The 14,809-nt window shown below is 45.6% G+C and carries 9 protein-coding genes and 1 pseudogene; 9 read left to right on the plus strand and 1 reads right to left on the minus strand.

The window, feature by feature from the left end; genetic code table 11:
- The first annotated feature begins 20 nt into the window (after window positions 1-20).
- From ASL11_RS25955 to ASL11_RS25965, 3 genes are all read left to right on the plus strand, one after another.
- The gene (locus tag ASL11_RS25955; RefSeq protein ID WP_056621292.1) at window positions 21-3,698 is read left to right on the plus strand and encodes a X2-like carbohydrate binding domain-containing protein; all 3,678 of its coding nucleotides are present in this window, start codon (window positions 21-23) and stop codon (window positions 3,696-3,698) included.
- The gene (locus ASL11_RS25960) at window positions 3,688-6,579 is read left to right on the plus strand and encodes a golvesin C-terminal-like domain-containing protein (RefSeq protein WP_056621294.1); all 2,892 of its coding nucleotides are present in this window, start codon (window positions 3,688-3,690) and stop codon (window positions 6,577-6,579) included. The genes ASL11_RS25955 and ASL11_RS25960 overlap by 11 nt, the downstream gene beginning before the upstream one ends.
- A gap of 237 nt (window positions 6,580-6,816) precedes the next feature.
- Complete coding sequence (locus tag ASL11_RS25965) at window positions 6,817-8,865, plus strand: Sip1-related alpha-galactosidase (RefSeq protein WP_157257056.1); 2,049 nt, start codon at window positions 6,817-6,819, stop codon at window positions 8,863-8,865.
- A 78-nt stretch (window positions 8,866-8,943) separates the two neighbouring features.
- Here ASL11_RS25965 and ASL11_RS25970 read toward each other — a convergent pair whose 3' ends face one another.
- A complete protein-coding gene (locus ASL11_RS25970; protein WP_056621301.1) occupies window positions 8,944-9,651 on the minus strand; it encodes a histidine phosphatase family protein in 708 nt (235 codons plus the stop codon).
- Window positions 9,652-9,828: 177 nt separating this feature from the next.
- Here ASL11_RS25970 and ASL11_RS37255 point away from each other — a divergent pair.
- The 6 genes and pseudogenes from ASL11_RS37255 to ASL11_RS25995 all read left to right on the plus strand — a co-directional run.
- A pseudogene (locus tag ASL11_RS37255) lies at window positions 9,829-10,293 on the plus strand (GNAT family N-acetyltransferase); the annotation flags it as partial.
- A gap of 57 nt (window positions 10,294-10,350) precedes the next feature.
- Entirely contained in the window at window positions 10,351-11,064 is a 714-nt protein-coding gene (locus ASL11_RS37260) for a class I SAM-dependent methyltransferase (RefSeq protein WP_056621865.1), read from the plus strand.
- 83 nt (window positions 11,065-11,147) lie between these two features.
- Window positions 11,148-12,026: an RNA polymerase sigma-70 factor gene (locus ASL11_RS25980; protein ID WP_056621303.1), complete on the plus strand. Its 879-nt coding sequence runs from the start codon at window positions 11,148-11,150 to the stop codon at window positions 12,024-12,026.
- 231 nt (window positions 12,027-12,257) lie between these two features.
- Complete coding sequence (locus tag ASL11_RS25985) at window positions 12,258-13,361, plus strand: fatty acid desaturase family protein (protein ID WP_056621304.1); 1,104 nt, start codon at window positions 12,258-12,260, stop codon at window positions 13,359-13,361.
- Window positions 13,358-13,675: a MocE family 2Fe-2S type ferredoxin gene (locus ASL11_RS25990; RefSeq protein ID WP_056621306.1), complete on the plus strand. Its 318-nt coding sequence runs from the start codon at window positions 13,358-13,360 to the stop codon at window positions 13,673-13,675. The genes ASL11_RS25985 and ASL11_RS25990 overlap by 4 nt, the downstream gene beginning before the upstream one ends.
- A 108-nt stretch (window positions 13,676-13,783) precedes the next feature.
- Complete coding sequence (locus ASL11_RS25995; RefSeq protein ID WP_056621308.1) at window positions 13,784-14,803, plus strand: LacI family DNA-binding transcriptional regulator; 1,020 nt, start codon at window positions 13,784-13,786, stop codon at window positions 14,801-14,803.
- Window positions 14,804-14,809 lie beyond the last annotated feature (6 nt).

The following is a 14,809-nucleotide window of genomic DNA, read 5'->3' on the forward strand; positions in this document are numbered from 1 at the left end:
GATAATGACGAGGTGGCAGAATGAGAAAACTAGTAACAATGCTTACATTGGCAGCTCTTCTATTCAGCATGGTTCCCATAGCAACTCATGAGGCAGAAGCCGCAACTGTAACCGTTCTATCAGAAGACTTTCAAAACACTACTGTAGGTCAGGTGCCAACGGGGTGGGTGGCCACAGCAACTCCCAATTTAGTCAGCGTCGTGGAAGATACCTATGGTAACCGCTCTTTGTCAACGACAGAGAATAGCAATGGTACTGCAAATATGGCTACCTTCAATTTTGCTTCTCCTATCACCACTTCTTTCAGTGTGGATTTGCGTGCTAAGACTAGTACCACTAGCACAAATTTCGAAGGCTACTTCCTTGCACTGAAGGATGCGAGTGGTGCGAAAGTAGTCGAGCTGTTGTTTTACGGAGACAAAATTTCACGCAGATCCGGTAATAACGATAAGACCACCGTCAAATCCGGCATCGTGGCGAATCAGTGGTACAGCATTCATGTGGATGTTGATATGGTTGCCAAGAAATATAGTGTAGCGATTGATGGTGTACCAATTACCTCGGCTGCAATTATTTCATTTTACACGCCGACGGCGACCGAAGTTTCTCAGTACTCGTTCTCTTCTTTCCGGCTTCAATCAGGCACAACCGCTGTGGATGATATCGTCATTGTCAAAGAAGATGTGGGAGGAGTTCCAACAAATCAAGCTCCCTCTGCGGTGACCTTAAACGTGTATGGCACGCCTACACTCGGGAATACGTTAACAGGCAACTATATCTTCAGCGATGCGGAAACGGATCCTGAAGGAACGTCGATCTACAAGTGGTACCGTGGCACACAAGCGAATGGCTCTGATAAAACAGCAATTGCAAATGCAGTGAATACTGACTATACAATTGTGTCGGAAGATATAGGTAAATTCTTGTTTTTTGGCGTGACACCTATTGCGCAGCAGGGGACGGCAGCAGGCACGCATATCGTAAGCGCTGGCGTATATATATCGCAACCGCCTACTTCCCCACAGGCTGGAACCGTGATTGGCAATACGATGACTTTTGACAGTACTAATCGTTTTATTGATGATTTGAATAATTTCTCAAAAGTGTTCAGTTACAAAGGAACTACCATTAACAGTGGCGGTGCGGTTGGCGTGGCTGGCGATTTCTCGTACTATGCCGGTGCGAACGACCTTAAGTCTTTGGATATGGAAGTCACTTATAACAAATGGACGCTTAACTTTACGGTTCAAAATGAACTGTCCGTGTATGAAGCGGTGTATAACAGCCAGACAGGTACTTTTGAAAACGGCAAGAAAGTGACACTGCTTCGCAAGCTTCGTCCGGAACTCATGACATCCGGTGTTCAGTATGTGAAAGCGACATACTCGACGGCTGAACCGATTACACCAGGAACCAAATATCTCCGCGTCATTTTACCGCAATCCGGATATTATGGAGATACTGCTACAGCAAATGACTTCAGAATTGATCAAATTACCATTGAAAGTTCCATGTCAACAACAGCGCCATTGGGTGGTTATCTGATTGATGATGCATCCAGTTTCTCCATGTTTACAGCGGGGAGCGATACGAGCAATCTGCAAGTAGTCAATCCAACGAATATAGCGGATATTCGAACCTTCGGCACAACTTCTTATATTAAACGTAGGGATCCAACGGTTGCATCGATGATGACGTATGCAGCCCCAGCCGGTAAGGACTTCAAAAATGCTTACGTCGAAGGCTATTATTTCGGCAATGTGCCGAGCAGCCAAGCGATGGAGATCTGGACTTCGACGAATGGCAACGATTTCACACTTTACAATCTCGCAGGTGTTTACAAGCATCCGGCCTTCGGATCATTAGCCAATAACAGCATACCGGATGTTCTGCAGGCGAATTATTTACCGTCAGGCGTGAAATTCGTAAGAGTAAAGCTCATTGGAAATATTGCAAATGGGTTCCCTTACTTGACGAAGATGGCCTTCGGTTATGGGGTGGAAGTACCTGTAGCTCCGATTGATACCGACATTGTGGTCAAACAGGCATCAGGGGAAATCGTCTTAGACGGTGTGGTTGACACCGATGCGAACGGTAATCCGACTGGTGAATGGGCTGGCAGCGAGCTGCTGCGCATTGCAGGGGTAACCGATAATAATGGGGATAAGCACAGTGCGGACATTTATTTTAAATACGATGAGAGAAAGCTGTATCTCGGAGCCAAAATTAAAGATCCAACCCCAATGATTAACACCAAAACAGGAACCGGCATTTGGAACGGTGACGTGCTGGAATTGTTTATGGGCGCTGAGGATCTCGATTATTCTCTGTATCCGGACAAAAAGGGTACAATGCTGCCAACAGATATTCAGCTGGTACTCGGAAGCGGTATCGACTTTGGCTATCAATCCTACATGGCCATTAATGGTGTAAATTCTAAACCATCTGTCTTCATGGAGCTCAAGAAGGACACAGATGGAAAAGGCTATACGATGGAAGTGGCCATACCTCTGCACGCACTAGGTTTGTCTCAACCATGGACGGGAAAACCATTTATTCTGAATGCTTTCCTCAGCGACGGTGGCTTTGCCAGCCGTGGACAATGGGGTTGGACGATTAACGGCGAGCAAAACAAAAAGGTAAGAGGAAACTTTGGCAAGATTGCCTTTGAGCCATCGACACCGCCTGCATCGGAAATGAATGTGACGGCGATCGTTGATCCGAGCAGGCAATTCGTAACAGTGAGTGGACAAACGTTTAATCTTCAAAACAAATATGTGACGATGGCGGTACAAAATGCAACTGGAACAACGATTGCGTTGGATCAAACTGTTAGCGATGAAGATGGCAACTTCACGTTCCAGTTCGATTTAAGCCGTTTGGCGAATAGAAAAGGTTCGTGCACGGTTAAGATTGGCGGCCAAGGTATCCAAGTTCCGCAGACAACGGCTTTTACGGTTGGTGATGCTACTTCGACCATCTCACCACTTACGGCTTCGTTTGATAAGAACGTTTCCAAGCAAGCTGATGTTAACGTTGATTTGAACTTGTATGGGAATACGCTGACAGCGATCAAGAATGAAACTAATCTGCTTGCTGCAGGTACGGATTATGTCGTGAACGGTACGCATGTTGTTCTGTCCAAGACGTACCTCGCGACGTTGCCTATTGGCAATGCGACGTTCTCTTTCGAGTTCAGTGCAGGAGCTGCATCTGCGTTGACCTTGCAAGTTATTAATACGATATTTTCAGAAGAAAATGTGAGCATCGTCGTAAATTCCAATGCGCTCCAGGTTAGCATTCCAGCAGAAGACTTTAGCGCCAAAGGAAAGAAAAAGTTCGATATTAAGTCGGATGAGCTAAACGTGAGCATCCCATCGGAAGTGGTTAAACAAGTAGCTGCTTTGTCAACAGGATCAGAATGGAACAATGCTGTGGCGACGTTCAACATTACGCCACTTGCAGCACCTGAGTTTCAAGGTATTGCTAAAGTAAGCAGTGAAAATCACAATTTCGTCGTGACCCTGACAAATCCATCTGGCCAGACCCTTAGTGTGAATCAATTTGATGAGCCGATCACACTTCGTTTGGATCTCAATGGCAATGCGGCGGCAAAGCGGGCGGCTATTGATTACATTTTGGAATATGGCCTATTGTCCTACATCGGCGTCCATGAGGAGGGTAACCATGAATTATAAACGTCAAATTGTACAGATGATTTCCATCACTTTGGCGGCAATTATGCTGCTAAGTGTATGGGGAGCTGTCGGTCCTGTTAATCGTGCCTATGCTGACGGAGTTACCTACTATATGGATGCCGTAAACGGAAATGACAGTAATAACGGAACGAGTGAAGCGACAGCTTGGAAGAGTTTAACAAAAGTAAACAACAAGACCAATTTTCTGCCTGGCGATCATATTTTGTTCAAATCTGGCGGTTCTTGGTCAGGCTCACTGAAGCTTAAAAGCTCTGGGGCAGAAGGGAATCCCATTGTTGTAGGCAAATATGGGGATGGTCCTACGCCGGTCATTAATGCCAATGCCGCTTATGCAGCGATCGATCTGGAAAATATTCAGTATATCACGCTGCAGGATCTGGAGTTAACGAACTTTAATCCAGCGGCCACGGATGACTACAAAACGGGTTTTTACAGAAGAAGCGGGATCTGGATTAAGTCATTTCACAATGGACCTATGAATGATATTACGATTCGTAATATGGATATTCATGATGTCACAGGGATGAATTTGACAGGTGAAGCGACAACCACGACCACAGATGGCAAGGATAAAGGGGTTAACAAAAATGCAAACGCCGGTATCCAAATTGAGGCTTGGGAATTCGAAACCGGTAAGCCTAAAGCATATATTGACGGTTTGACGCTTGAAAACAATTATATTCATGATCTGGCGGTCATTGGGGTTAATATTACAGCATTCTCCAATGATGTCGCCTATTTTAACCGAAATGTCACGATAAGAGGAAACACGGTGTCAAATACAGGGGCTGACGGCATCATAGTAGGGGTATCGGTTAATCCATTGATCGAGCATAACATCAGTTTGGATGCAGGTGCCTATGCCCCTGGTATCAAATGGATTGCGGGTATCTGGGTTTGGAGAACCGACCGGGCACTCGTGCAATTTAACGAAGTAGGGCGTACACGTGCGGAGATCAAAGCCGATTCGGATTCCGCAGCTTTTGATACGGATCTGGCCACGCGAGGTGACCATATTTTCCAATACAATTACACCCATGACAATGCAGGCGGTTTCTTCATGGATATGGGACAGTTGAAAGGCGGCATCAACATCCTCCGCTACAACATCAGCCAGAACGATAAGCGTGACGGATGGCATAGCTATACGATGAACATCAACGACCCGGGAGTTTATTATAACAACGTTTTCTATAATGATCTTGGCATTGGGTTCCAAATGAAAAATAATCCGAATGCCACGTATATGAACAACGTATTTTATGTAACAGGGCCATCTCCCGTCACAGAAACGTATCCAACAGGTCCTAAATTCCTGTCCAATGCTTTCTACGGCAAGGCCGCACCAGCACAAGGAAAGAATAACGTCGTCGGCGATCCTGGTTTCGTAGATCCAGGTAAAGGCGTGGACGGTTATTACACGGTGGACGGTTATAAGCTAAAGCCGGATTCACCGTTGATTGGAGCGGGTACTGTCGTCGCGAACAACGGGGGAAGAGATTTCTGGAACAATCCGATTTACCGAGGATTGCCGGATATTGGGGCGTTCGAAGATTCGTCAACTGCGATCACTGACACGGTAGCTCCGGCTGCGCCTACCTCGGTTACCGTGAGTGATTACCAAGATTCGACAGTAACCCTTACTTGGGACTCTTCCGAAAATGGTGTGGAACTGGATGCGGATATTTATAACGCAGCGAACAATCAGCTGCTCACCTCCGTGATCGCCAGCAATGAAGCAGTCCTAACAGGTCTCACGCCAGATACGGATTATAATCTCTATGTGGTGGCCAAAGACAGGAATTGGAATACATCCCTACCGAGCGCGAGCGTAGCCGTAAAAACGCGAAAGTCCATCATCGTCGATGATACACAGGCCGTTAAGGTCGGCACATGGACGGCTGCAACAGGAACCAATTCCTATAATAACAACTTTGTGAAGATTGCAGCAGGTTCGGGAACGAACTCCGTTAAATGGACACCACAAGTTACGATTCCCGGATTTTATGCGGTGTATTACTACCTGCCGGACGGAGGTTCATCGAGAGCGGGGAATGCGAAGTACACGGTTACTTCTTCAACAGGCTCGAAAACCTATACGGCCGATCAAAGACCGGTGAGAGGCGGAACCTGGAACCAGCTTGGTATTCATAGTTTTAGTGCAGGAACTTCAGGCTTCGTTCAGTTGAGCGATGCAGCAAGCGGCGAGGTTGTCGCTGATGCGATTAAACTTGTGTATCTGGAAGGCTTCGGCTTGGAAGATATCGCGCGTATTCAGCTGTTCACTACGAAGTTGCAGCTACGTGAAGGCGAAACAACGAGATTCTCCGTGACAGGTACTGATAGTGAAGGGCAGATGGTGGAACTGCCTACGGATTCTGCGGAGCTGTCTTATATCGTAGATGATCCAACGGTTGCAACTATCAACGGTGGCGTCGTTAGCGGCATTTCCAATGGTGTGACTCATTTTCATGCCAAATTCAGTTATAATGGCCGGTTCCTCGAAAGTAATTCAGTTGAGGTGATTGTCGGGCCGAAAATGGCTATAGAGACACCAACGTTCACGGATGTTAATGGTCAGGAAATAACCTCTATGACAGCCGGTACGATTACGGTATCTTCCAGAATCATTAATTCATCCGAAAAACATCTTAACGCTACGTTAATTGTCGTCTTACATGGCCCAGCTGGTATCGTGGAAACCAAGAGTCAGGAGGTCGTATTGAACAAATACGATAATAATACGCTAACTGTAACGATTACGACCCCGGAATTAGTAGAAGGGTATTCGCTTAAAGCATTTATTTGGGATAATCTCACGGATATGACAGCATTAACTGATTGGGCGATATTACAATAAAGGAAGTTGAATGGCTTAGGCAGGGGAAAGTAAAGCTCTGCCGAAGCCATTCAACATTATAAAATTTGTGTGGTTACTTACAGTTATGGAAAAAACAATCAGGATGTGAACAACGATGTTTAGGTATAAGGATACGACGTTATTCGTAACAGATCTGCGGGAAGACGTAGAATTGACTTCTGACATACCGGTGTTAAAGGCTTGGGCATAACGGTTTCGCTGGATGGAGAAGCACCTTTGAAGCTAGTCTATCAATCCACTGATCAGACAAAGGGTGTCAACAAGCTTGGGACATTTGATGAATATACATTACACTTTTATAAAGATACAGAAGTATCTGTGATTGTAAAACTAAGGAATTACGGAGAGTTCCTACTTGGGTTCGTAGATGGGAGGATTGCCAGTGAGAATCCCTTTATGCGAAGGAAATCGTTCTCTGGCAAAGGGAGTATTGCCATTACAATAGATGAGATTGAGGGTATACACAGTTTAATGGCGAACTATCAGCATAATGACTGGTGGACTCGGCCACATTTTGACCCAGATCTGACAAAGCTTCCAGCGCAAACGGTTTCGCTTCTGTGGGAGTCGGACTCAACTTACTATCGACTGCTGCCTGTAAGTGGGCCTGTATTCAGGACCGATCTAAAAGGTGGGGGTGGCGCAGAGGGAAAGGGCATGTCTGTGATGCTATCTTCCTATCAAGGAGGATTGCAGCGTGTGGAGGCACTTGCCTTCGTACTTGGCATTGGTGACGACCCATACACGCTGGCAGATCGAACAACTGATGCAGCATTAAAGGAGTTAGATTATCCCGTCCTTCCACGTGAGCGCAAATCGTATCCAGAGGTACTGGATTATTTGGGGTGGTGCAGCTGGGATGCCTTTTATCAGAAGGTGGATGAGCGCGGGGTATTGGCCAAAGCTGAGGAGTTCAATGATCTAGGTCTACCTGTTCGTTGGATGATGATAGATGATGGATGGTCCACAATTAAGGAAGGGAAACTACAGGGGTTTGATGCCAATATAGACAAATTTCCAGAGGGAATCGCACATACGGTAGCCATGCTCAAAGACAAGTATGGTGTAAAGTGGGTCGGGGTCTGGCATACGATTGTCGGGTATTGGGGTGGCATTCATCCGGATAGTAGCCTAGCGAAGACGCTTGGGCATTACCTCTACAGAACAGCAGATGGCAGTCTTGTTCCTTATCCTGATCCAGCCATAGGTTTCGGCTTCTGGCATGCGTGGCATGGCTATCTTCAACGCCAGGGCATTAATTTCGTCAAAGTTGACAGTCAGGCGGCCATTAATAACTTTCTGCAATACGAGCGTTCCGTCGGGGCATCCTCCGCAGCTGCACATCAAGCCATAGAGGCCTCAGTTGCCCTGCATTTCGATAATACCATGATCAACTGTATGGGAATGGCGGCAGAAAACATTTGGCATCGTCCGAAATCTGCGGTGTCGCGCAATAGTGATGATTTTATGCCCAAGAGTCAGAACGGTTTTCGCGAGCATGCGTTGCAGAATGCCTATAATTCCTACTATCATGGTTCCTTCTACTGGGGGGATTGGGATATGTTTTGGACTATCAACCATGACGATCAGCAGAATGCTGTACTGCGAGCAATAAGCGGTGGGCCCGTCTATATCAGTGATGCATTGGGACAAACCAATCCATCGCTTCTCCTGCCACTCCTATATAACGATGGAAAGTTGATACGTTGTGCAAGAACTGCCCTTCCTACAATGGATTGTTTGACCAAAGATCCAACGCGTGATGCAGTCCCACTTAAAATTTGGAACTATGCAGGTGAAGCTGGCATTATTGCCGCATTCCATATCGGGGAAGGTGGCAAAACGTTAGCATGCAGCCTATCTGCATCAGATATCCCATCGTTTACGGATAAACGAGTTGTGCTCTATGAATATTTCTCACAAGCGTGCAGGCTATTGGAACCGGGTGAAAGTTTATCTTTTATGCTGGAGCCAGACGCATGTAAGCTGTTTCTGCTCGTTGAGGTTAAAGGTAAAGTAACTCCATTAGGGTTAGTCAATAAATACGCCTCCCCCCATGCAATTATGAATCAGTGGAGCAAAGAGGGAAGTGATACCATTCGACTTCGGGAAGGCGGCCGATTTGCTTTTCACATGCAAGGAGTGCCTACCCGAGTGTTGGCCAATGGAGAAGAGCAGCAATTGATTTCAATAGGGAATGACGTATTTGAGATCGTGTGTGACGGTTTCCAACAGGAGGTAGTGATTGAAATAAATTGGGATTGATACAACGTTACGCTATGAATGAAAAGGCTGTTCTACGAGTAGAAAGATTCTACTTGCGGACAGCCTTCTTCGTGTTTATTAGTCAATATTGTCGGCAACCAGACCAGCACGGCTGAGAGGGAGTCCTGCTTGATAGATATGTCCTACATCACCAACACCGTAGCATCGCGGAGCTGCCCACCCATGTGAACGTTCTTCCATAACAACCGTTGTTACTGAGCTAGGCGCGATCCAAAAACCAGCCCATACCATCGGCAAGGGAAGCTCTAGGAGATGTGACAGCCAAGCTAAACCAAAGCCGAGATGGCAGAAAACGGCGATGGTGTCTCGGTTGGATGCGACAATGCGATAGCGTCCTCCCTCACGTTGATAGCCGTTCTCCTGAAAGAAACGATCCGAGTTGAGACGAATTTCCTCATATTTGTCACGAAAAACCGGATTGTCATACGGTGGCAGTTGATGCCAGTTCTCACTGGACGGAAACGGACGTTGCTCACGAATCCACGAGTTATCAGCATTCCAAATGACTTCGGATTTCCCAGCAGGGTTTTGGAAATTCCACCCCTCTAGTTCAGCTGTCCAAGGTAATAATACGGGCTTAATGCCCATCGCATCCGCGGTATACTGCATGGTGTGAATGGCCCTGCCAAGGGGGGAATGGTAAATTCGATCGATCTTCGTTCCACAAAGTCGCGTTGCTAAGGCTTGTGCTTCCAGATGTCCGGGCGGGGTGATTGTATGATTGGGATAGTCCGGTTCCGCATGTCGAATGATATAAATTTTCATAACGGCCTCCTATTCATGTGCTGTTCAAATTTAGTATAGGCGGCCTTGAAAGGCATAGCAATAGCATGCAAAAACTCGCGTTTGTGCAAAAAAGCTAGTTCCATTTTTCAATAAAAAAAGAATATGGAAGTCTCATGTCGAACTTTTATATAGCAAGAATTGGAAAGGAGATTTGATATGTTAGTCTTCCAAACGGATGTGTTAACGATTCGAGAACTTGAACAAAGAGATAAAAACCTGTTAATTTCCTGGCTGAATGACCCCTTGGTATTGACCTACTATGGCGGCCGCGATTGCCCCCACGATGGGGATTTGGTGGATGAACATTTTTATAAGGAAGAAGAAGCAGTTGTCAGATGCCTTATCGAATATGAGAGCCAGCCGATCGGTTATATCCAATTTTATGAGATTGAGGAAGAAGAACGTCGCGAGTACGGCTATTCGGATACGACCGAAAAGATCTATGGAACAGACCAATTCATAGGTGATACTGCCTATTGGGATCAGGGGATTGGGAAAAGGCTAGTCACGTCGATGCGTGATTATTTAATAGATGTCCTTAAAGCCGATCGCATTGTCATGGATCCACAGCAGTGGAATATACGAGCAATTAGCTGCTATGAACGATGTGGATTTACCAAAGTGAAGGAACTGCCTGCTCATGAGATGCACGAAGGAGAAATGCGAGATTGTTGGTTGATGGCGTACTCGCGGATTACGAAGATAAGAGATGCAGAAAGAAAGTATCATGAAGCTTGTTATGAGAACTACAAGTTATTTGAAGAAGGCTCATGGTTGGCAAAGCCGGTGAAAACGGTTATGGATACGTTATCGTTTTTCGACGCATATGAAGATGTCACAGTTTTGGATTTGGGTAGTGGTGTTGGGCGAAATAGTATACCGATAGCAGAAGCTTTGAAACACAGAAGTGGTAAAGTGGTATGCGTGGATATTATGCAATCCGCGTTAACTAAGTTGCTGGTATATAGTGAGCAATTCGGTGTTAATGGTCAAATCGAAACGCATCTCTCCGACATTGTAGATTATGAAATTGCGCCGGATACTTTTGATTATATCGTCGCTGTGTCTTCGCTGGAGCATGTTGACTCTGAACAAACCTTCATACATGTTTTAAATAGAATAGCCAATGGCACGAAAGTTAATGGGGTTAACTGTTTGATCGTAAACTCGAATCTACAAGAGATTGATAAGTTGACTGGCGAGAAATTAACACCTCTTGTTGAACTGAATCTCACGACAGAACACTTACAAGTCATATTGAAAAATCAATATGAAGGTTGGGAAAATGTGGGAACGACAGTAAAGAAGTTAACATTTGAGATAGAGCGCAATGGCAGACAAATTCAACTGAAGACAGATTGTCTTACTTATGTCGCAAGAAAAATATGGTAAGAGAAACTAAGTGGAAATCTGGAAATTCATGTATGTGTTGGCCCCCTGCGGTTACACTACAGAGGGGAAAGGGGCTTCATCTTATGGAATTGGAAACTGTCTATCTGACATATAAACAGCTTTTATTCTCTGTTGCGTACCGCATGTTAGGCTCTGTATCCGATGCAGAAGATATGTTGCAAGACATGTTTATCACACTACAGAAGACAGACATCGGGCATGTAACGAATTTGAAATCGTATTTAGTCAAAATGGTTACGAATCGTTGCTTGAATTACTTGAATTCGGCGAGTAAGCAAAGAGAAACCTACATCGGCGCATGGCTTCCTGAGCCTCAAGTGACATCATCCCGCGAAGATCCAATGGGAAGACTTGTCCAGGATGAAACGATTTCATATGCGTTTTTAGTTTTGCTGCAAGAGCTGTCCGCGGTAGAGCGTGCGGTCTTCGTACTTAGAGAAGTGCTTGGATACGATTATGAAGAGGTTGCGGACATTCTTCAGAAAACGGAAGCGAATTGTCGCAAAATTTATAGCCGCGCCAAGAGTAAAATCAATGAGACTTCTGACGAAGAAGCTGAGCGCTCATTAGGTGAAACAGAGCCTCTGGTCCAGAAGTTTCTTCACGCGGTGGGTACGGGGGATTTTCAAGATTTTGTTCAACTCCTAATGGAAGATGCTGTGATGGTATCAGATGGAGGCGGAAAGGTAAGTGCTGCCATTCATCCGATTTACGGGAAAGAGCGCATCGCTTCATTTTTCGAAGGTATTCAATCTAAAGGGGCACTGGTGGGAGACTGGCTGACTGTGACGTTCAACGGACAATCCGGGCTGATTCTTGTTAAGGATCAATCCCCATTGATGGTTATCCTGTTTGAACTTACTGCGAGTCGGCACCAATCGAACCACATCTATGTGATCCGCAATCCCGATAAATTAAACCAAATTTATTCTGAATTGTGAGTCACAAGGATTGTTCTGTTAGTTTCAGAGTCATGAAAAGGATATTCCCTCTTCATGGCTTTTTTTCTACTTGAAAAGTAAAGCAGGATGTTTTAGAATTGAGTTGTGCCCGAGCACGGAATAGGGTGACAGGCAAAGGCAAATCGCAATAAGCCATAGTGGCTTTATTTTTGGGACATTTTCGTGCCCGAGCACGAAAAGTGAAGTTCTAATCAAAAAGGAGGCGTTAATGTGGCCATTGTTGTTCAGAAAAGAGATTACAGTATTACCGGCCAGGAAAGCATTAGAGCACAAGAACGCGGTTTAGCTAGTGCGGAGTGGTATGCTAGCCCCATTCCGCGCGCAAAAATGAAAGAGCTAATGAAACGCAAGGATGGACCTGCGATTCGGGACACCATAATCTGGTTTGGTGCCTTGCTGATATTCGGTTATCTGGCGTATGTATCATGGGGAACTTGGTGGGCTGTGCCGGCATTTTTCGTCTATGGTGTGATCTATGCTTCTCCAGGCGACTCGAGGTGGCATGAATGCGGGCATGGTACTGCATTTAAGACACCATGGATGAATGATGTCGTGTATCAGATTGCGTCATTCTTCGTGTTGCGTTCAGCTACTCCTTGGCGCTGGAGCCACGCACGGCATCATACTGATACCATTATTGTCGGTAGAGACCCCGAAATATTGACGGAGAGACCACCGATTTGGAAAATCATCCTCATGCAGATCTTTCATTTATATGGCGGTCCAATCGAGATCAAGCGATTTGCTCTACACACGATAGGCCGATTGGAAAAACAGGAAAAGGATTATATTCCTGCATCCGAGTTTCCGAAAGTATTTCGCGAAGCACGTATCTACATGCTGATTATCCTTGCTACCACGGCGGCATGTTTATACACAGGGAGCTTGCTTCCCGCCATGTTTATCGTATTGCCATCCTTCTATGGCAATCTGTTTGTACTGCTTTTTGGAATGACACAGCACCTTGGCCTTTATGAAGATGTCCTAGACCACCGTTTGAATACACGCACCATTCATATGAATCCGATCTTTCGATTTTTGTATTGGAACATGAACTATCATACCGAGCATCATATGTATCCCATGGTACCGTATCATGCGTTGCCTAGACTTCATCGAGAGATGTTGGCTGATTGTCCTGCCCCCCGTACGAGCTTATGGGCGGCATTGAAAGAGGTCATTACAGCGCTGCGTTTACAGAAAAATGACCCCTCTTATGTGGTCGTGAAACCGTTACCCGTAACTGCTCAACCTTATTATTTTGGTGGTAGCCGCGAAGAGGAACAATCTACATTAAGGAGACAACAACTATGATGGATGAATGGATTGAGGTCTGTGCAGCTAGTGAATTAGAAGATGAGGATGTTATTCGATTTGACCACGGAGAAGCAACGTTCGCTATTTATCGGAACGCACAGGGGCAATTTTTCGCCTCAGACGGTTATTGTACACATGAGAAAATTCATCTATCGAAGGGACTTGTCATGGGAAACCTCATCGAATGTCCGAAGCATAACGGTCGATTCGATATCACAACAGGAGAGGCGAAGCGAGTTCCCGTGTGTATCAAGCTCAAAACCTATGCGACGAAAGTTGAAGCAGGCAAGGTGTTTATTCAATTGGTATAGTGGGAACGAGAAAACATTAGGTATGAATGCCGCGGACTTGATATCGAGCTTCATTTCTATCATACTTATTACGTGCCCGCGCACAATTCCTTGTGAATGGAGAACCCCATGAGCGTTACTATTAGAGAAATTGCCCAGCAAGCAGGTGTGTCAAGAGGTACCGTTGATCGTGTACTGAATGGAAGATCAGGTGTAAAGCCTGAGATAAGGGAACGTATTCTTGCGATTGCAGATGAGCTACAGTATGTACCCAATGTGGCTGCGAAGGCACTTGCTTACAATAGAAAACCGATACAGATAGGTATCGTAATGCCTCCGAAAGAAATTTCGTTCTTTGATGACATTCGTAAAGGGATTCATGCTGCAGAGGATGAGCTAAAGGGGTTAGGTATTTGCTTAGAGTACGTGTACATCAATAATCAACTGCCTGGTGAGGGTGCGAGCGCGATTCAGTCATTGATTGCGAGTGGAGCAAGCGGTATTCTTTTCTCGGCTATTGATGATGAAGCTAACCGAGCTAGCATTGATAAGGCGATTGAACAAGGTATTCCAGTAGTGACGTTTAATTCGGACGTCGAGAACTCGAAGCGGAGCTGCTTTGTGGGTCAGGATCTGGGGAAAAGCGGGGAAATCGCTGCTGGTTTAATGACCCGTATGTTTACAGGCAAAGCTAAGGTGCTAGTCATTGTAGCCAATATGAAATTCCATGCGCATCGCATGCGAGTCCAGTATTTTAAAGAGAAATTAATCCAGAGTGAGATCGAGATTGTTGATGTCATTGAAGGCTATGATCGCTACGAAGATACATTTCGCAAGCTGAATGAGTCACTGAAGATGTATCCTGATCTGGATGGCATTTATATGGCAACAGGTCATGCAGGGGCATGTATCGATGCGGTGAAATTGGCAGGGAAGGGTGGACACCTCCGCATCGTGTGCAATGATTTGATGCCTGAAGTTGAGCAAGGACTGCGAGAAGGTTTGATTGATTTTACCATTATGCAAAATCCGGTTCAGCAAGGATACCGCTCCCTGCGAATATTGTACGATCTCATATTCACCGGGAAAAAACCTGACAATGAATTTCAGTATACCGATACGAGTATTATGATCGCGGAGAGCCTCTAATTAGCT

Source organism: Paenibacillus sp. Soil750 (genome assembly GCF_001428045.1).
GTDB classification, from domain to species: domain Bacteria; phylum Bacillota; class Bacilli; order Paenibacillales; family NBRC-103111; genus Paenibacillus_E; species Paenibacillus_E allorhizoplanae.

Bases quoted from the DNA above. Each gene is read 5' to 3' on its own strand.
- ASL11_RS37260 (WP_056621865.1), top strand. From the start codon at position 10,351: ATGGCGTACTCGCGGATTACGAAGATAAGAGATGCAGAAAGAAAGTAT.
- ASL11_RS25990 (WP_056621306.1), top strand. From the start codon at position 13,358: ATGATGGATGAATGGATTGAGGTCTGTGCAGCTAGTGAATTAGAAGAT.
- ASL11_RS25955 (WP_056621292.1), top strand. From the start codon at position 21: ATGAGAAAACTAGTAACAATGCTTACATTGGCAGCTCTTCTATTCAGC.
- ASL11_RS25970 (WP_056621301.1), bottom strand. From the start codon at position 9,651: ATGAAAATTTATATCATTCGACATGCGGAACCGGACTATCCCAATCAT.
- ASL11_RS25980 (WP_056621303.1), top strand. From the start codon at position 11,148: ATGGAATTGGAAACTGTCTATCTGACATATAAACAGCTTTTATTCTCT.
- ASL11_RS25960 (WP_056621294.1), top strand. From the start codon at position 3,688: ATGAATTATAAACGTCAAATTGTACAGATGATTTCCATCACTTTGGCG.
- ASL11_RS25995 (WP_056621308.1), top strand. From the start codon at position 13,784: ATGAGCGTTACTATTAGAGAAATTGCCCAGCAAGCAGGTGTGTCAAGA.